This is a genomic window from Streptococcus sp. 596553 (genome assembly GCF_900411395.1).
GTDB lineage: Bacteria > Bacillota > Bacilli > Lactobacillales > Streptococcaceae > Streptococcus > Streptococcus mitis_BA.
Genome location: NZ_OXCQ01000002.1, coordinates 186,536 through 205,886, shown reverse-complemented (window position 1 = coordinate 205,886; position 19,351 = coordinate 186,536). Strand labels below are relative to the sequence as shown.

Sequence of the window (19,351 nt, the reverse complement as noted above, 5' to 3'; positions counted from 1 at the left end):
TAATAATTATATTCAATATTACGTCACTAACAGATGAAAAAAGGAGGTTTTAGCATGAAAAAAATCATCTTCATCAAAACCATTGAGCTCCTTGCCATCGATGGAATTATGCTGGCATTTTTGACATTTAAAGAGGGGCTCACTTGGGATTGGATTTTAATTTATAGTGGTTGGCTCATTTTCTTTCACCCTGTGCTATTGGCCTATCTTTCAAACCAGCTTTGTGACCACTTTAGTCACCTCTATTCCCAGATTAGACCAAAATTCTGGCATTTTGCCTTACAAATCCTTCTATGGGATAGCCTGATGATTCTCTCCTTGATATGTTTGAGTGGTGTGCCACTTCTCCTTCAGGGAACTCTCCTAATCCTAGGACATCTCATCTCTTCCTATCGCATAAGCCAAAGACTGAAAAGAGACTTCCCAAAAGCCTATCAAGAAACGATTTCATTTTGGAGTATTTTATGATAGATGAGAAAAACCAAGCCGACTGGGCTTGGTCTTTCTTATCTATTTTTAGTATCTAGGATAATGGTAACTGGTCCGTCATTGACCAGCTCAACTTGCATATCCGCTCCAAAGATACCTGTCTGAACGGGTACTTCTTGCGCTAATTTTTGATTGAAAGCGTCATAGAAGTCTGATGCCATATCAGGCTTGGCTGCACCTGTAAAGGCTGGACGATTGCCTTTCTTAGTATCCGCAAAGAGGGTAAACTGAGAAATAGAAAGGAGTTCTCCTTCAATATCTTTGACAGACAGGTTCATCTTGCCTTCTGCGTCTGAAAAAATCCGCATATTGACAAGCTTTCTCACAGCATAGTCCAAATCTTCCTCTTGGTCCTCTGGTCCAACACCAACCAGCAATAAGAGGCCTTGGTTGATTTTCCCCTGCACCTGACCTTCGATACTTACTTGGGCTTTTGTAACCCGTTGGATAATGATTTTCATAATAGCCTTTCTAGTAAGAGCTAGGGCAATTAACCGTTAGTCCGTTTGACAGAATAGACTTCTGGCACACTCTTAATCTTATCTACGACAGTAGTCAGTGTAGAGAGGTTGGCAATGCCGAAGGACACATGGATATTAGCAAATTTCATATCCTTGGTTGGTTGGGCGTTGACCGTTGAAATATTCTTGGTTGTGTTTGAAAGAACTTGCAGTACATCGTTCAATAATCCTGTACGGTTGAGGCCGTAAATATCGATATGGGCCATATACTCCTTATTTGAGCTAGAGTACTGGTCTTCCCATTCCACATCAAGGAGACGTTGCTCATAGTTTTCTTGGGCACGCAGGTTCATACAGTCCACACGGTGAATAGCCACACCACGCCCCTTGGTAATGTAGCCAACAATATCGTCACCCGGAACAGGATTACAACACTTGGCAATCCGCACTAGGAGACCAGAGGCTCCTTCAATGACCACACCACCCTCATGCTTGACCTTGAGGGTTTCTTTGTTTTCAACCTTGATCTCGCCACCTTTGACAAGTTCTTCTGCTTCCGCCTTAGCCTTGGCACGCTCTTCTTCACGGCGTTCCTTTTCAGTCAGACGGTTAAAGACGGTAATAGCACCGATTTCTCCAAAACCGATGGCCGCAAAGAGGGATTCTTCTGTCTTGTAGCTAGTCTTTTGTAGAACTTGGTCCATGTGGCGCTTGTCCATGAATTTATTGGCCACATAGCCATTTTCTTGGAACTGAGCCATCAGCATTTCACGACCCTTGTTGACAGACAATTCCTTATCTTGATTTTTAAAGAACTGACGAATCTTGTTACGAGCCTTGCTGGTCTTGACCATATTGAGCCAATCACGGCTCGGTCCAAAGGAGTTAGGGTTGGTGACAATTTCAACCTGATCCCCTGTCTTGAGCTTGGTTGTCAGTGGAACCATACGGCCATTGACCTTGGCACCCGTCGCTTTTTCACCGACTTTGGTATGAATTTCGTAGGCAAAGTCAATCGGTCCTGAATCTTTGGGAAGAGAACGGACAGCTCCATCTGGTGTAAAGACGTAAATCTCCTCAGCCAGATAGTTTTCCTTAACAGAGTCCACAAATTCCTTGGCATCATCAGCTTGATCTTGAAGCTCCATCATCTCCTTGATCCAGTTCATCCCAATAGCCGATTCCTTGCTGTTAACCTGCCCCTTAACGCCTTTCTTATAAGCCCAGTGAGCCGCAACCCCGTACTCAGCAACCTCGTGCATGGCTTTAGTTCGAATCTGGAACTCAATGGGCCCTTTTGGCCCATAAACTGTCGTATGGATAGACTGGTAACCATTGGCCTTGCGGTTAGCAATATAGTCTTTGAAACGACCAGGCATGGGTTTCCAAAGCTCATGCACATAACCCAACATGGCGTAAACATCACTTTGGGTGTCTAAAATACAACGAATGGCAATCAGGTCATAGATTTCCTCAAACCGTTTTCTCTTGTCCTGCATTTTGCGGAAAATCGAGTAAATATGCTTGGGACGACCGTAAATCTTCCCTTTTAGGTGACGATCTGTCGTATATTCCTCTAATTTTGTGACCACCTCATCCACCAAGGCTTCACGCTCCCTGCGCTTTTCCTTCATCATATGGGTAATCTTGTAAAACTCCGTTGGATTGAGATAACGGAAAGACAGGTCTTCCAATTCCCATTTGACACTGGAAATCCCCAGACGGTGGGCAAGTGGGGCATAGATTTCCATGGTTTCTTTGGAAATGCGCTCCTGCTTGTCTTTTCGAAGGTGCTTTAGGGTCCGCATATTGTGCAAACGGTCAGACAGTTTAACCAAGATAACACGGATGTCCTCAGACATGGCCATGAGCATCTTACGATGATTTTCCGCTAATTGCTCCTCGATTGATTTGTACTCGACCTTACCAAGCTTGGTAACCCCATCTACGATTACCCGCACATCAGGACCAAACTCTCTTTCCAAATCGTCCAAGGTCGCATCTGTATCCTCCACCACATCGTGCAAGAAACCACAAGCTACCGTTACAGCATCTAGCTTGAGTTTGGCTAAAATACCTGCCACTTGGATAGGGTGAATGATATAAGGCTCGCCTGATTTGCGATACTGACCACTGTGGCATTCCACCGCATAGACCAAGGCCTTATGGACAAAGTGGACATCCTCTTCTGTTAAATATTCTTTGGTTAAAGCGACAACTTCTTCGCCTGTTAAATTCACTTCTTTTGGCATCTCTACTCTCCAATTCTTCCTACCATTTTATCACTTTTTTAAGAATATGAAAACTAGATTGGAACAGAATAGGAAAAAAATATTTCAGAATTGCTTGACAATTCTGAAATATTTTTTTATAATACATTGTACAGTTAGATTTTCTATTTAGGTGATAGAAGGAGAGATAGAAGAACGGAAACCATATTGTAACCTAAATATAATTTAACTCCCTATCCTTATCACCTTTTCATTCAAGTCAATATAGTTGAATGACGTCGTTTTACAAAGGAGTATTCTATGAAAAAAACTGTACTAACACTATTAGGAGCTACTGCTCTATCTATTACCGTTCCAATCACTGCTGCTGAAACTAGTACAACAAATAACTTTGAAGGTCCTCGTTATGAGCGTATATATTCTCATCGTTATAGTAAAACAGTAACAAAATACTATAACGATGATGGTTACATCCCACCAACTATCTACTATTCAGAATATAATGATAGTTTCCATTCAACCTTCAAAGGAACACTTGAAATAGACAGTGTACGAAGATCAAACGGTGGAACTCGTGTCACATACACTGGTACCTTGACTGGATTTTGGAATTAAAATCCTCAAGATACTTTCTTTTATCCTTTAGTTTATAAGGAGAACACCTATGAAAAAAACTGCTATTTCTATCTTTGCTCTCCTAGTGTTAGGAGTTAGCTGCCTGTTTCTATTCAGCCAGCAAGGCTATAAAAAAACAGTCGTTCAATACTATACTAACGACCAGAACCTGCCCAATAGGATAACTTATAGTGAATATAGCGATAAACGAGAAGCCAACTACGGTGGCACTCTAAACATCACATCTATCAAACAAGCTAATGACGGAGTTTATGCAACCTATGAAGGGCAATTGACACCTCTCAAATATTGATAAATTGATAACCAGCCTGTCTTCATCCAGTCATGCTGGTTTTTAAGTTCATTCTAAATCCTTACCTATTCTCCCCAACTGTGCTATACTTAATTTAGTACATTCTTTGAGATTGGAGCTAATATGAAAATCCATAAAACTGTGAATCCTGTTGCCTATGAAAATACCTATTACCTAGAAGGTGAAAAACACCTCATCGTGGTAGATCCTGGTAGTCATTGGGAAGCCATTCGTCAGACAATAGAGAAGATCAACAAACCGATCTGTGCCATTCTCTTGACCCACGCCCATTATGACCATATCATGAGTCTGGACTTGGTTCGCGAAACTTTTGGCAATCCTCCTGTCTATGTCGCAGAGAGCGAAGCCAGCTGGCTCTATACTCCTGTCGATAATCTCTCTGGGCTACCTCGCCACGATGATATGGCAGATGTGGTCGCAAAACCTGCAGAGCACACTTTTATCTTTCACGAAGAATACCAACTAGAGGAATTTCGTTTCACTGTCTTGCCAACACCAGGGCATTCTATCGGTGGTGTTTCTATCGTCTTTCCGCAAGCTCATTTGGTCTTGACAGGTGATGCTCTGTTCCGTGAAACAATCGGACGGACGGATCTTCCGACTGGTAGTACAGAGCAACTCCTTCATAGTATCCAGACCCAACTCTTCACCCTACCAAACTACGATGTCTATCCAGGGCATGGTCCAGCTACAACCATCGCTCATGAAAAGACCTTCAATCCCTTTTTCTAGCAAGATGGTGACAATGTCTATCGCATTTTAAGTACACTATCCAGCAGTTTTTCCACTATAAAAGGCATCCAAACAAGGTTTTCACACCTGATTGAATGCCTTTTTTCTGATGACTAGATTTTTTGCATTACCAAATAATCACGCGCTCTTCTGGCGAACGCCACATACCGTCTCCTTCTTTGACATCATAGGTTGTAAAGAAATCATCGAAGTTTGGTACTTGTACATTGACACGGAGTTTAGCTGGTGCGTGCACATCAACGCTAGCCAAAAGTTTCATAAATTCTGGACGACCTTTCATGCGCCAGATGCGACCGAAGTTGTAGAAGAACTCTTCTGCTGAGAAGTCTGGTTCTCTCTTAGCTGCTTCAAGCGCTGCAGCGATTCCTCCCAAGTCAGCCACGTTTTCTGATACAGTCAATTTACCGTTGATGGTTGCTCCATAAGAATCCTGTCCATCAAATTGGTCAATGACTTTTTGTGTTTTCTCCTTAAAGGCAGCATAGTCGCTCTCTGTCCACCAATCCTTGAGGCTACCATTTTCATCGAAGGAAGCTCCGTTGGTATCAAAGGCGTGAGAAATTTCATGGGCAATAACTGCACCAATCCCACCGTAATTAGCAGAAGATGACTGATGCAAGTCATAGAAAGGTGCCTGTAAAATAGCTGCTGGGAAGACAATTAAGTTCTTCTGTGGATTGTAATAAGCATTGACCATATGAGCAGGCATGCCCCATTCCTTGTAGTCAACAGGTTGGTTCCACTTGCTCCAACTGTGCTTGATTTCCACACGCGCAAAGGCTAGAGCATTGTCAAAAAGACTAGCAGTCTCATCCACTACCTTGTCTTTGTAGCGTGCTGGCATTTCTTCTGGGTAACCGATATAAGGCTTGATGACATTGAGTTTGACGATGGCCTTGTCACGAGTTTCAGGAGTCAGCCAGTCATTCTTAGCCAAGCGTTCCTTATAGACATCAATCATAGTTGCCACTTTTTTCTCCACATCCGCCTTAGCTTCTGGGGAGAATTTTTCATGGGCATACCAGAGACCCAAGGCTTGTTTGAATGGGCCTTGTGCTAGCTGGTAGGCTGCCTTGATCTTGTCTTTGGCTTCTGGAACTCCTGAAAGCGCACGGCTGTAAGCACCTGACAAGACACGGATTTCTTCTGTTAAATAGCTGGTTGAAAGATTAACAACACTTAAAATTAAGGTTGCCTTGAGGAGAGGCCAAGCTTCTTCACTATAGAATTGATCTGCTGCTTGCCAAAAACGTTCCTCGTCTACGATAACCTTATCTGGTACTTGTCCAAGAACAGCTTGGAAGAAGTCTTCCAGGGGTAAGGCAGGCGCAAATTTCTTGAAATCTTCATAAGAATATGGATGGTAGAGTTTAGCATATTCTGAACTTTCTTCATTAGAAAGCACCACTGCTGCAACGCGACGGTCCAATTCTAGTCTTTTCTCTAGCAAGTCTTCAATTTCTGCATCAGAGAAATCATAAGCCTTGAGAAGATTTGCGCTAGTTTCTTTCCAAAGAGTCAAGAGCTCTTCTCGCTGAGGATGGTCTTCTGCATAGTAGGTCGTATCTGGCAGGATCGTGCTTGGAGCGCTAGCCCATAAAACGTTGATTCTGGCATCCATAAAGTCTGGCGATACACCAAAAGGAAGGAAGTTCGGTTTTCCTGCAAGCTCAAACTCTGCTAGTTTAGCCGTGAAATCTGCAAAAGTCTCTAATGCTTGGAATTCTTTAAGGAGTGGTAAGACAGGTGTGATACCGTCAGCTTCTCTCTTGTCAAAATCACGAACTAGGCGGTGGTATTTGACAAAGTTTGCCAAGATAGCATCCTCAGGCACCTCTTCTCCTGCCAACCACTTGTCTGTTGTCGCCAGCATCAGATCTTCAATTTCCTGGTCTAAATCAACAAAACCTCCCGTTTGAGACTTATCTGCTGGGATTTCAGCTGTCTGTTGCCATTCTCCATTGATTGCATCATAAAAATCATCTTGATAACGTGTCATCGTGTTCTCGCTTTCATTTGTACTTGTTTTTAGCTTAACAAAAATTAACTGGGAATGCAATTAAAAATGAACTTTCTCTTGCCATCATTTTTCAGTTATTATTTTAATTTTTTAAAAATTCACAAAAAAATTAATTGTCTGAAAAATGAATTGACAAAAAATATATAAAATGATAAAATTTTATCTATCTCGTAGCTTTGCTACTTGAAATTTAAATATTAGGAGGTAGATTTTATGCTTAAGCAAAAACGTGTTCATTCTGCAAGTATTGCAGGAATCGCAGTAGAAGGATAGTAATACTTTCTTCACCGAGGCTGGTAACTAGACTTTCTCTAGTTACCTTTTCTTTTAATTGATATAAGGAGATATAATGGATCTACTAAAAGCTCGTCCAAAACTAAAAAAGGCTTACCCAGTAGTATATAAAGACGGATCGGTCTATATAGGTGGGTTTGGAGAAATTACAGAATATGAAGACCCTAGCGGAGCTATTGAATACATGCTCAAAAAAATGGATGGAATTAATACCGTCGAAAAAATCATAAGAGAAGTTTCAGAAACCTACAGTGAACTATCACCATCTGATGTAATGGAAGCTATTGATGAAATCAGTAAAGAACGATTTATCGAGGATTTAAATCTTACTGGTTCTAAAATATTATCCAAGTATGAATTAGAACGTTATCACAGAAACATCAACTTTTTTTCATCTTACGCAACTTTAAGTGAAAATAAATATATTTCTCAAAAAAAATTAATTGATTCAAAAATTGGAATTATTGGATTAGGCGGATTAGGCTCTCACATTATATATGACTTAGCTGGCTTAGGTATAGGAGAAATAAAAGCTGTTGAGTTTGATGTCGTTGATATATCTAATTTAAATAGACAAATTTTATATAACTTTGATGATATAGGAAAAAGTAAAGCAAGTATAGCAAAACAACGCATCTATGAATTTAATCCTCAAATAAAATTTACTGTTGAGGAAAAGAAAATCAATTCATCTGAAGATGTTGTTGAATCATTCCGTGGATTTGATTGCTTAATACTAGTTGCGGATAGACCTAAAGTCAAACTAGCAAGATGGGTAAATGAAGCTATAGTAAAGCTGAATATTCCTTTATTTTGTGCAGGTTTAGAAGCACAACGAGCCTTGCAATATACTATTATTCCCAAAATATCTGGATGCATTGATTGTTGGAGAAATACTATCCAAAAAGAACACCCTATTTCTCACCTAATCCTTGAAGAAAGAACTCGTTTAAACTTAGTTGGTGACAATACTGCCATAGCTCCTCTAGTATCTGTAGCAACTGGTATCATTTGTTCAGAAGTTACAAAATATATCACTGGTATCGGTGAATTAACTACTGTAGGCCAATTAAAATCCATAGATATGAATACAATGACTACAAAAATAGCCGAGCATTGGCATATAGATCCCAATTGTATAACCTGTCGTGGAGGTAATATTATTGAATAGAAATTACAAAATATTGTGGCTAACATTTCTTGTATCCAACTTTGGTGATTGGCTAAGAAAATTAGCTCTACCTTTGCTAGTATTTGAGAAAACAGGATCTCCATTTCATATGGCTACTCTCTACGGTATTTCATTTTTACCATGGATTTTATTTTCTCTAGTAGGAGGTATATTAGCAGATAAATTCAAAAAAGTATATATCATCTCAATATGTCATTTAATCTCATTAATCATTCTAAGTTTGCTAATAATATCTTTTAAAAATGATAATATACTCTTACTCTTAATTTATATTTTAACCTTCCTGCTCTCTTCTACAGAGCCATTAGTCCACCCAGCATTTCAAAGCTTGTTACCACAGATTGTGACAGACAATCAGCTATCAAAAGCCAATTCAGGAATCCAACTTATTGACAATACATTAAATCTTATTGGTCCTATGATTAGTGGATCTGTTCTATTACTTATTAATCCAGCTAAAGTTTTATGGGTCAATGCTCTTACCTTTTTAATTGCCAGCGTATTAATTCTCTTCATAAAAACTCCAGAAAATATACTAGTAAATATCTCTAAAAAAGAGAGTCTTTCTAAAACAATATCTATTGGTTTGCACTATGTAAAAAATGATAAAATCATCCTAAGTGGAGCTATTCTTTTTTTTGGAACAAACTTTGCCATTCATATATTTCAGGCCAACTTAGTTTACTATATTACAGATGTTCTAGGCTATACCTCCTTTCACTATGGATTAATACTCTCAATAGCTGGTGTAGGAGCTATATTAGGTGCTATTCTTGCCCCTGAATTAATTAAAAAGTTTAGATATGGAAAAATCCTCTCCATCAGTACAATGCTAGCTGGTCTATCTACTATGTTGCTATCAATTAACACAAACTATATATATATGGGAGTATTTTTAGGTTTGAGTAATATGTTTGGCAATATCAATGCCATTACATATTTTACGTTACGACAAAAAGTTGTCAAAAAAGAAATGTTGGGACGTGTTGTTAGTATTACTAGAATGATCTCATTTGCTTCTATCCCCTTAGGAGCATACCTTGGAGGAATACTTGTTTCACATAACTTAACTATCATAAGTATTCTAATATTAGCAGGTACTATAAGATTTCTTGCAGGGGGATTTAGTTACTTTAGTCCATTAACCAAAAGTAAAAACTATTGATGTTTAAAGTGTGATATACTTATTCAAAATAATTCATCAAAGAATCGCTCATACTCAATAAAAATCAAAGAGTAAACTAAGGGCTTATCCATAGATAGATTAAAATACTTTTTGAAGTACAGATACTAAATCTAATTAAAGAATCTTTAAAATCATAAAAACGCATAATATCAGTGTATAAACCTTGAGATTATGCGTTTTATTAGACCTCCTACTAAATATATATCAAAATAAACTAAAAACAGGATAAATTGATTAGGAAATTCAAACCAATTTCTAACAATGTTTTAAAAAACTCGGTGGACTATTCCAGATTCAATCCACTATATATTGATTTCCTTGCGTAATGTGTAAAGATTTTGGTAAAGATTTTTCAGTTATTATTTTAATTTTTTCAAAAATTAACTTGACTTAATTTTTTTTTTAATGTATATTAAGAGACAGGAGGAATACAAGTTTATGATACGTATCGAAAACCTCAGTGTCTCCTACAAAGAAACGTTGGCACTTAAGGATATTTCACTAGTGCTCCATGGACCAACAATTACCGGCATCATTGGTCCAAACGGCGCTGGGAAATCAACACTATTAAAAGGTATGCTGGGAATTATCCCACATCAAGGTCAGGCATTTCTCGATGACAAGGAAGTTAAAAAATCCTTACACCGAATTGCCTATGTCGAACAAAAAATCAATATCGACTACAACTTTCCCATCAAGGTCAAGGAATGCGTCTCGCTAGGACTCTTTCCTTCTATCCCTCTCTTTCGCAGTTTAAAGGCTAAACATTGGAAGAAAGTGCAAGAAGCCCTTGAAATCGTCGGTCTAGCTGACTATGCTGAACGGCAAATCAGTCAACTGTCTGGAGGTCAATTCCAGCGGGTCTTGATTGCCAGATGTTTGGTACAGGAAGCCGACTATATTCTCTTGGATGAACCCTTTGTTGGGATTGACTCTGTCAGTGAGGAAATCATCATGAATACGCTGAGAGATCTGAAAAAAGCTGGGAAGACGGTTCTCATCGTCCACCACGACCTCAGCAAGGTTCCCCACTACTTCGATCAAGTCTTGCTTGTCAATCGAGAAGTGATTGCCTTTGGTCCAACCAAAGAAACCTTTACCGAAGCCAATCTCAAAGAAGCTTACGGTAATCGACTCTTTTTCAATGGAGGTGACCTATGATTGCAGAATTTATCGATGGATTGCAAAAATTCCATTTCTTACAAAATGCCTTGATAACAGCTATTGTCGTCGGGGTCGTAGCTGGAGCTGTAGGATGTTTCATCATCCTACGCGGGATGTCACTCATGGGAGATGCCATTTCACATGCTGTCTTACCAGGTGTAGCCCTCTCCTTCATCTTGGGCCTTGACTTCTTTATCGGAGCCATTGTCTTTGGATTGCTAGCTGCCATCATCATTACCTACATCAAGGGAAACTCGATTATCAAAAGCGATACCGCCATCGGCATTACCTTTTCTTCTTTCTTAGCCCTCGGTATCATCTTGATTAGTGTCGCTAAAAGTTCAACTGACCTTTTCCATATCCTTTTTGGTAATATCCTAGCTGTCCAAGATACGGATATGTTTATTACTATGGGTGTGGGGGCAGCCATTCTCTTGTTGATCTGGATTTTCTTCAAGCAACTCTTGATAACTTCCTTTGATGAACTCTTGGCCAAAGCCATGGGAATGCCTGTCAATTTCTATCACTACCTTCTCATGGTACTCCTGACTCTCGTGTCTGTGACAGCCATGCAAAGTGTCGGAACTATCCTGATTGTAGCCATGCTGATTACCCCAGCCGCAACTGCTTATCTGTATGCTAATAGCCTGAAAAGCATGATTTTCCTTTCCTCAACCTTTGGAGCTACTGCTTCAGTTTTGGGACTCTTTATCGGTTATAGTTTTAATGTTGCGGCAGGTTCTAGTATCGTGCTCACAGCTGCTAGTTTCTTTCTCATTAGCTTCTTTATCGCTCCAAAACAACGATATTTGAAACTAAAAAATAAACATTTGTTAAAATAAGGGGCAAAGCCCCAATAATAAATTGGAGGATCTAATGAAAAAATTAGGTACATTACTCGTTCTCTTTCTTTCCGTCATTGCTCTTGTAGCATGTGCTAGCGGAAAAAAAGATGCAGCTTCTGGTCAAAAACTAAAAGTTGTTGCTACAAACTCAATCATCGCTGATATTACTAAAAATATTGCTGGTGACAAAATTGATCTTCATAGTATCGTTCCGATTGGGCAAGACCCACACGAATACGAACCACTTCCTGAAGATGTTAAGAAAACTTCTGAGGCAGACCTCATTTTCTATAACGGTATCAACCTTGAAACAGGTGGCAATGCCTGGTTTACCAAATTGGTAGAAAATGCCAAGAAAACTGAAAACAAAGACTACTTTGCAGTCAGCGAAGGGGTTGAAGTTATCTACCTTGAAGGAAAAAATGAAAAAGGTAAAGAAGACCCACACGCTTGGCTCAACCTTGAAAATGGGATTATCTTTGCTAAAAATATCGCTAAACAATTGAGCGCCAAAGACCCTAACAACAAGGAATTCTATGAAAAAAATCTCAAAGAATATACTGATAAGTTAGACAAACTTGATAAAGAAAGTAAGGATAAATTTAATAACATCCCTGCTGAAAAGAAACTCATTGTAACCAGCGAAGGAGCATTCAAATACTTCTCTAAAGCCTATGGTGTCCCAAGTGCTTACATTTGGGAAATCAATACTGAAGAAGAAGGAACACCTGAACAAATCAAGACCTTGGTTGAAAAACTTCGCCAAACAAAAGTTCCATCACTCTTTGTAGAATCTAGTGTGGATGACCGTCCAATGAAAACTGTTTCTCAAGACACAAACATCCCAATCTACGCACAAATCTTTACTGACTCTATCGCAGAAGAAGGTAAAGAAGGCGACAGCTACTACAGCATGATGAAATACAACCTTGATAAAATTGCTGAAGGATTGGCAAAATAATACTCTTCAAAAATCTCTTCAAAACACTGTTTTGAGCAACCTGTGGCTAGCTTCCTAGTTTGCTCTTTGATTTTCATTGAGTATAAACCTCTGAAAAACGTCATTCTCACATGAACTGGCGTTTTTTTTCTATGTCCATATTTCCGATCAAATCATTGGATAATTTCGACCGTTTCAGCTAAAATGGAAGAAAAAAGATTGGAGTATCTTATGGTAACTTTTCTCGGAAATCCTGTGAGCTTTACAGGTAAACAACTACAAGTCGGCGACAAGGCACTTGATTTTTCACTCACTACAACAGACCTTTCTAAAAAATCTCTGGCTGATTTTGATGGCAAGAAAAAAGTCTTGAGTGTCGTGCCTTCTATCGATACAGGCATCTGCTCAACTCAAACGCGTCGTTTTAATGAAGAACTGGCTGGTCTGGATAATACAGTTGTCTTGACTGTTTCAATGGACCTGCCTTTTGCCCAAAAACGTTGGTGCGGTGCTGAAGGTATTGAAAATGCTATCATGCTCTCAGACTATTTCGACCATTCCTTTGGACGTGATTATGCCCTCTTAATCAATGAGTGGCACCTATTGGCACGCGCAGTCTTTGTCCTCGATACTGACAATACTATTCGCTACGTTGAATATGTGGACAATATCAATTCTGAGCCAAACTTCGAAGCCGCAATTGCAGCTGCTAAAGCCCTATAGAAAAAATCCTCTGTCACAAAGAGTTCCCTACTATTTGAAACGGAGGATTTTTGTTTACGTGTAAATACAAGGGCAATCAGCTAAAAACAATCGCCTTACTCTACAGATTTCAAGGCTTCAAGCATATCAACTTTTCTCAGATGATGATTGACAAAGAAACCAAGTAGGGTCAAAATGGTGCTTACTGCTGCAACTGGAATTACATAGACTTCCCAGCCTACCTGCGGATAAAAGAGAATAGTCGCAGGCGAAATCATTTGAATCAAAAATTGGTGTAAATAGAAACCTGAGACCAGACCAAGGACGATTCCCACAAGAGACAAGACAATCGTCTCACGATAAATGTAGAGGGTGACTTCATTATTATGAAAACCGAGAACCTTGATAGTAGAGAGTTCACGTATTCTCTCAGCCACATTGATATTGGTCAGATTGTAAAGGATAACGATAGCCAATAGAACCGACACGATAACTAAGATGGTCATGGTCTGATTGAGTGAGCTAGCGACGGAGTCAAAGAGTCGAATGGCTGAAGCATTTTGGACAACGCTGGACACCGCAGATTGATTCATAAGTAAGCCGGCCTGCCTTTCGATACTAGTTGCACTGGTATCCCTTAGCGAAACCAGATAAGTGTTGGCTTGGGGTAGCTGTCCGTAAATTTGCTCATAGCTAGCCTGACTCATATAAATAAAGTGACCAACGTAGTTCTCAGTAATAGCAGCGACCGTTAGTTCCTTACCTTCAATTTCTAGAGTCTGCCCAACCTTGACACCTGCCAGCTGAGCAAGTTTAGCTGTAATAACGACGCCATCTTTTAATGTCAGCTCCTGCTGATGATGTTGCAGATGGATAAAGGGAGTCAAATCCTCCTTCTCTGTCATCATAAGAGTAACAGTCTGAAGACCAGCCTTGCCTTTAAAATCCTTGTCTAGCGTCTTAGAATAAATTTTCTGGTAGGCTTGAATAGCCTGACCTTTCAACACTTCTTCTAGATTTGCCTTGTCTTGATTGGTCGCACTAAGATTTTCAGAGACAATCATTTGATACTGTTGGATTTGTTGAAACTGTCTAGACGGAACTCCTGCTACAGAGGATTGAATTCCCAAACCTGCAAAGAGCAGAGCGACTGAACCTGCCACACCAAAGATCGTCATCAACATCCGCTGTTTATAACGGAAGATATTACGGGCTGTTACCTTATGGGTAAAACTGAGACGACGCCAGATAAAACCGATGCGCTCTAGTAAGATTTCAGCTCCTTTAACAGGAGGTTTAGGCAATAAAAGCTGGGCTGCTTCGTCATGAAGTTCCCTACGAGCTACCAAGTAGGCTGGTAGCACACTCGCCAACCAACTCAAGACAAGAGCCAGTAAGCTATAGGTCCAATAGAACTGAATCTGGGTTTCTCCCACTACCATGCCTTTTGTAATGACACTTGAAATCACACCGGCTAGTAAATAATGTCCAAGTATGCTACCTAGAGCTGTTCCTACAGTCCCAGCTACTAGACCGTAGAGGAGAAACTTGACGATAATATCCTTACTACGATAGCCCAAGGCCTTAAAAATCCCTGCATGAGTTCGCTCTTCATCCACAAAACGAGTCATAGTTGTGAAGGTCACCATAGTTGCTACGGCATAAAGCACTACAGGAAAGATATTGCCCACTGCCCGAATACTGGCTGAAGCATTACTGTACATGAGGTAGCCCTGACCACCTGGCATGGTCTGACGATTATAGACTTGATACTTGGGCTCAGCCAAATCATCCAAGACTTGCTGATGTTTTTCTAATTTTTCCTTTTCTTGAGCTAGACTTTGTTCAGCCTGCTTTAGTTTGTCCTCTTCCTTGCCCAATTCCTGCTTAGCTTGGGTAAGTTGAGAACTAGCTTGCTCTCTCTGGGCTTGAGGAAGCAAGGCCAGTTGACTTTCCTGAGCCTGTAAACGAGCTTGAGCAGCTACTAAACGACGCTTGCCTTCCTGCAAATTAGTCTCAGCCTTGTCAAGGGTCTCTTGGCCTTTGTCTAAAGACTCTTGTCCTTCTTTTTTCAAGAGTTGCAGACGTGCCTTGCCATTATCTGACAAAGCTTGTTCAAGGTCTTCCTGATGTTGCTTGGATTTTTCTTCATAAGCTTCTGAAAAGGCATTTAAACCTGATAAATCTTGATATTTTAAACGAGCTATATTGTAGACTTTCTGATCAAACTGACTAGGTAAAATCACCCCATAGGCTGTCAGAGTCCCACTTCCACTCCCTGCATAGCCCATATCTCGCTGAGAGAGGATTTCAGCCGAATCCACAAAACCAGTAATGGTAAAAGTATGGTCTTTTAAAGAGGAATGACCGCCTTCTTTTTCTTTAAAACTAATCTCCTGTCCCACGCTGTATTGGCCTTGCAAATGAGTGGCCAAAGCGATTTCCTTGTCTGACTGAGGAAGTTGCCCCTCTCTTAGCTGAAAGGTTGAAATTCGCTTTGGTTTGGAATACAGCCGAATGGCATCCTGCCCATTCTCCATAGTCACATCTATCAAATAGCCAAACTCAACCTCTGCTCCCTCTATCTGTTCTAGTTCTTCTTGATCTGTTTGATCCAAACCATAATTAGACATAACTGCCAAATCCAGGGTTTGAGCAGTTGTTAAATAAGCATTAGCTGTCGCCTCCATGTTGGGGCTAGTTACTTTGAGACCTACTAGGGCTAGAGAGCCCAACATCATCAAGGTCAAGATAGATAAAAAACGTCCCTTGGAGCCTGTGAAGGACTGAATTAAGTCCTTCCAATAGGTTTTTCGCTTAATCATGCTAGTACTCCAAACTGTCAATATCCTGAGGATGCTGGTTGATCACCACATCCTTGACACTGGCATCGTGCATATGAATCACGCGATCAGCAATGGGCGCCAAAGCTCCATTGTGAGTCACGATAATCACCGTCGCTCCCTTTTGACGAGACATATCTTGGAGAATTTTCAAAACCTGCTTGCCCGTCTGATAATCCAAGGCTCCAGTCGGTTCATCACAAAGAAGGATTTTAGGATTTTTGGCTACCGCGCGTGCAATTGAGACTCGCTGTTGCTCCCCTCCAGAAAGCTGGGCTGGAAAGTTATTGAGACGATGAGCCAGACCTACATCTGTCAATACCTGTTCAGGATTCAAGGCATCTGTCACGATTTCTGAAGCCAACTCCACATTTTCCTTAGAGGTTAGATTGGAAACTAGATTATAAAACTGAAAAACAAAGCCTACATCATTGCGGCGGTAATTGGTTCTCTGGTGGGAATTGTAGTCTGCAATGTTGGCACCATCAATCCAGATTTCCCCCTCGTCATTGGTATCCATTCCCCCAAGAAGATTAAGAACCGTTGACTTGCCTGCACCAGACGCACCTAGAATAATAACCAATTCTCCCTTTTCAATCTCAAAATTCACATCACGATTGGCCACAATTTCCGTGTCCCCAACCTGATAACGCTTGTAACAGTGTCTCATCTCAATATAAGCCATAAAACCCACCCTCTCTCAAACAAATTACTTCCTACTACCATTATAACGCTTTTTTTACTGGTTGGAAACTGCTTACATTCTCAAATCCTTATTAAAAATTACTGCCTTCTATTATCTTCTTAAAAAGAAAATTGAACCAGATCACCTTCTGCTGTTGCCACCGAAATACAATCTTTCTCTATGCATTTCGCTTTTATTTTTTCTTTATCCAATTTAATCACACTCTTCTCAATACCTGGATAAGAAACTCGCAAATCTCCCCCACTTCTTGATAAAATGGTCAACTGTAAGAGTTTTTTTATCCGCCCACCTCATGCTAACTTCAAAATGTCCACGTGCCATTAAGCCTGAAACTAAACCTCTTGACCATGCATCGGGTAGGGCGACTAAAGGTACCAGATAAGTTGCATGAGACTGGAGTAACATTTCTGCCATGCCACTAGTAGCACCAAAATTACCATCTATCTGAAAAGGAGGGTGGCTACACCAAAGATTTGGCAAGGTGGATGACTTTAACTGCTCTGCTAATAATTTATGGGCTCGATTGCCATCTCCTAGACGCGCCCAAAGATTGATCTTATTGGCCTTAGACCAGCCTGTACCCCCATCTCCACGATCACTGAGGCTAGCACGCGCCGCTTCAAGATACTCTTGTCCCTTATAGCTAAAGAGAGTTCCAGGATAGAGTCCCACCAGATGGGAAGCGTGCCGATGCTGGGCCTCCACTTTCTCATTTTGAAAATGCTGCTCTTCCTCCTCATACCACTCCCTGATTCGACCAGATTGAGTGATTTGAAGAGGATTAAGCAAGTCAAACTTCTCCTTGACCTCAGTCAACAAAGTCTCATCCAGTCCCAATTCCTGAGCAGCCTGAATAAAATCATGAAATAACTGCCAAATCAGAGATTGGTCATAGGTATTGCCAATCGAAATCGGCCCATGTTCTGGCGAATAAGATGGAGAAGAGACCCAACGCTGCGCCTGCTGATCCTTATGTAAAAAGGCATTCCAAAAACGAACCGTTTCCCTCAACATGGGATAAATTTTCTCCCTGAGATAGTCTTGGTCCCTGTAAAATGTATAGGCTTCATAAACAGTTTGCATCATCCACGCATTGGCAGCTGGTGACCAACCCCAATAGTAATCCCAACCAGGTGCCGTCCAACCAAAGGGAGTCGCTTGAGTATGAACCAACCAACCATTCTCCTCCCCTTCCTGAGAGACGATTCCTGCATACCTTGCAGCCGCTAGACGACCATAGACACGCAAATCATCTATATAGTTGATGACCGGAAAGGCTGTCTCTAGGAGATTAGTAATATAGGCTGGCCAATAATTCATCTGCAGATTGATATTCAGGTGATAGTCTGAATTCCAAGGAGGATTATCGACCGCATTCCAGACTCCCTGTAGGTTAGCTGGTAGAGCATCTGAGCAATCTCTAGAAGAACTAATCAATAAATACCGTCCATACTGGAAGAACAGCTCCTCCAAAGACTGCCCTTCTTGTGGCTTATAATTTTTTAACAAATCATCTGTAGTGGATGCGTCAACTTCAGCTCCCAAATCCAATTGAACACGCTGGAATAAGGCTTGATAGTCCTCAATATGCCTTGATTTCAATTGGGCATAGCCCTTTTCTTTAGCTGTCTCCACCAAGTCCTTTACTTGCTGCTCTAAATCTATTTTCTTGCGATAATTGCTAGCAGGATTCTGGGCAAAATCCGTCTTAGCTACCAAGAAAAGATTGGCATAACTGGCTCCTGATATCTGAACCTTATCTGACCAGACTCTAATGTCTCCATCCGTTTCCCAAGCTAGATAACTCGCAAACTGCAGATCACTATCCTTAACCCGTCCCCTCATCAAGATATAAGAATCAGTAATATCTAACTGGCACTCCTTGTAATCAGATTTTTCCTGTTCATACTTTCCATCAGAAGCCAAATCACGGGTCAAGGATAGTTCTATAGTAAAATCTAGAGTTTCCAACCCTTCCTTAGTAAAACGTTGAACCAAGAGATCATCTGGAAAACTGGCAAAGGTTTCACGTTCAAATCGCGTTCCCTTATAGGCATAAGAAGTCGTCGCAAGTGCCTTACTAATATTCAGCTGTCTCTGATAGTCCGTCACCTGAGACAAAGTCATACCTTGCTGGCTGAACTCAATAAAAATATCCCCAAAGGACAGATAGGTCCCATATTGACTCGTTTTTGGCCCGACTAGGTGCTGTTCAGCCAGTTCTTTAGCCCGATTGTAATCTCTCTTTTCCAAAGCCTACCGAATCTCAGCTAAAAAAGCATACTGATCCTGAAGATTTCCACCCTGATAATCTGAACTATCAGGAAGTGGACCACCAGACCAGAGACTTTTTTCATTGAATTGAATCCGTTCAGCCCCTATAAGCCCAAATATTTTTGCCCCTAAAGAACCATTGCCTATCGGTAAGGCCTCTTCTTCCCAACCCTTATATGTTCTTGAAGCTGGTTGCTTGTAGGCCAATACATAATCTTGTTTTTTATTCCTTATCATACTACCATACTAACATAAAAAGCCTAGAAATCAATCCTAGACTTACAATCCTATTAAAATAATTG

The 19,351-nt window shown here is 40.6% G+C and carries 15 protein-coding genes and 1 pseudogene; 10 read left to right on the top strand and 6 right to left on the bottom strand.

Annotation, left to right across the window (positions count from 1 at the left end):
• Window positions 1-54 precede the first annotated feature (54 nt).
• Entirely contained in the window at window positions 55-468 is a 414-nt protein-coding gene (locus DSY56_RS03865) for a hypothetical protein (protein WP_078465556.1), read from the top strand.
• A gap of 38 nt (window positions 469-506) precedes the next feature.
• On the opposite strand, the gene dtd is transcribed toward DSY56_RS03865, so the two are convergent.
• A complete protein-coding gene (gene dtd / locus DSY56_RS03860) occupies window positions 507-950 on the bottom strand; it encodes a D-aminoacyl-tRNA deacylase (protein WP_016397432.1) in 444 nt (147 codons plus the stop codon).
• 29 nt (window positions 951-979) lie between these two features.
• Window positions 980-3,202: a RelA/SpoT family protein gene (locus DSY56_RS03855; RefSeq protein ID WP_016397433.1), complete on the bottom strand. Its 2,223-nt coding sequence runs from the start codon at window positions 3,200-3,202 to the stop codon at window positions 980-982.
• A 279-nt stretch (window positions 3,203-3,481) separates the two neighbouring features.
• On the opposite strand from DSY56_RS03855, the gene DSY56_RS03850 reads away from it, so the two are divergent.
• The 3 genes from DSY56_RS03850 (at window position 3,482) to DSY56_RS03840 (ending at window position 4,862) form a co-directional block, all read left to right on the top strand.
• Window positions 3,482-3,796, top strand: a complete 315-nt coding sequence (locus tag DSY56_RS03850) for a hypothetical protein (protein WP_016397434.1) — start codon at window positions 3,482-3,484, stop codon at window positions 3,794-3,796.
• 85 nt (window positions 3,797-3,881) lie between these two features.
• Window positions 3,882-4,109 (top strand): hypothetical protein, encoded by a 228-nt coding sequence (locus DSY56_RS03845; RefSeq protein ID WP_306416189.1) that lies wholly within the window; start codon window positions 3,882-3,884, stop codon window positions 4,107-4,109.
• A 123-nt stretch (window positions 4,110-4,232) separates the two neighbouring features.
• On the top strand, window positions 4,233-4,862 hold the full coding sequence (locus DSY56_RS03840; protein WP_112443929.1) for an MBL fold metallo-hydrolase: 630 nt from the start codon (window positions 4,233-4,235) through the stop codon (window positions 4,860-4,862).
• A gap of 127 nt (window positions 4,863-4,989) precedes the next feature.
• Here DSY56_RS03840 and pepO read toward each other — a convergent pair whose 3' ends face one another.
• Window positions 4,990-6,882 (bottom strand): endopeptidase PepO, encoded by a 1,893-nt coding sequence (gene pepO, locus DSY56_RS03835; RefSeq protein ID WP_112443927.1) that lies wholly within the window; start codon window positions 6,880-6,882, stop codon window positions 4,990-4,992.
• 370 nt (window positions 6,883-7,252) lie between these two features.
• Here pepO and DSY56_RS03830 point away from each other — a divergent pair, with 370 nt between their 5' ends.
• The 6 genes from DSY56_RS03830 to tpx all read left to right on the top strand — a co-directional run bounded on the left by DSY56_RS03830 (window position 7,253) and on the right by tpx (window position 13,247).
• Window positions 7,253-8,368 (top strand): HesA/MoeB/ThiF family protein, encoded by a 1,116-nt coding sequence (locus DSY56_RS03830; RefSeq protein WP_112443925.1) that lies wholly within the window; start codon window positions 7,253-7,255, stop codon window positions 8,366-8,368.
• On the top strand, window positions 8,361-9,554 hold the full coding sequence (locus DSY56_RS03825; RefSeq protein WP_112443923.1) for an MFS transporter: 1,194 nt from the start codon (window positions 8,361-8,363) through the stop codon (window positions 9,552-9,554). The genes DSY56_RS03830 and DSY56_RS03825 overlap by 8 nt, the downstream gene beginning before the upstream one ends.
• A 459-nt stretch (window positions 9,555-10,013) precedes the next feature.
• On the top strand, window positions 10,014-10,736 hold the full coding sequence (locus DSY56_RS03820; protein WP_000619146.1) for a metal ABC transporter ATP-binding protein: 723 nt from the start codon (window positions 10,014-10,016) through the stop codon (window positions 10,734-10,736).
• Window positions 10,733-11,581 carry a metal ABC transporter permease gene (locus DSY56_RS03815; RefSeq protein WP_000559786.1) on the top strand — a complete coding sequence of 283 codons (849 nt, stop codon included), beginning with the start codon at window positions 10,733-10,735 and terminating at the stop codon, window positions 11,579-11,581. Before DSY56_RS03820 ends, DSY56_RS03815 begins: the two co-directional genes overlap by 4 nt.
• 34 nt (window positions 11,582-11,615) lie before the next feature.
• Entirely contained in the window at window positions 11,616-12,545 is a 930-nt protein-coding gene (gene psaA / locus DSY56_RS03810) for a metal ABC transporter substrate-binding lipoprotein/adhesin PsaA (protein WP_000733071.1), read from the top strand.
• A 210-nt stretch (window positions 12,546-12,755) separates the two neighbouring features.
• The gene (gene tpx / locus DSY56_RS03805) at window positions 12,756-13,247 is read left to right on the top strand and encodes a thiol peroxidase (protein ID WP_000256026.1); all 492 of its coding nucleotides are present in this window, start codon (window positions 12,756-12,758) and stop codon (window positions 13,245-13,247) included.
• Between the two features lie 95 nt (window positions 13,248-13,342).
• Here tpx and DSY56_RS03800 read toward each other — a convergent pair whose 3' ends face one another.
• The 3 genes and pseudogenes from DSY56_RS03800 to DSY56_RS03790 form a co-directional block, all read right to left on the bottom strand.
• Window positions 13,343-16,051: an FtsX-like permease family protein gene (locus DSY56_RS03800; RefSeq protein ID WP_112443921.1), complete on the bottom strand. Its 2,709-nt coding sequence runs from the start codon at window positions 16,049-16,051 to the stop codon at window positions 13,343-13,345.
• A gap of 1 nt (window position 16,052) precedes the next feature.
• A complete protein-coding gene (locus DSY56_RS03795; RefSeq protein WP_112443919.1) occupies window positions 16,053-16,754 on the bottom strand; it encodes an ABC transporter ATP-binding protein in 702 nt (233 codons plus the stop codon).
• A 119-nt stretch (window positions 16,755-16,873) separates the two neighbouring features.
• Window positions 16,874-19,286, bottom strand: a pseudogene (locus DSY56_RS03790) (glycoside hydrolase family 95 protein).
• Window positions 19,287-19,351: the final 65 nt, after the last annotated feature.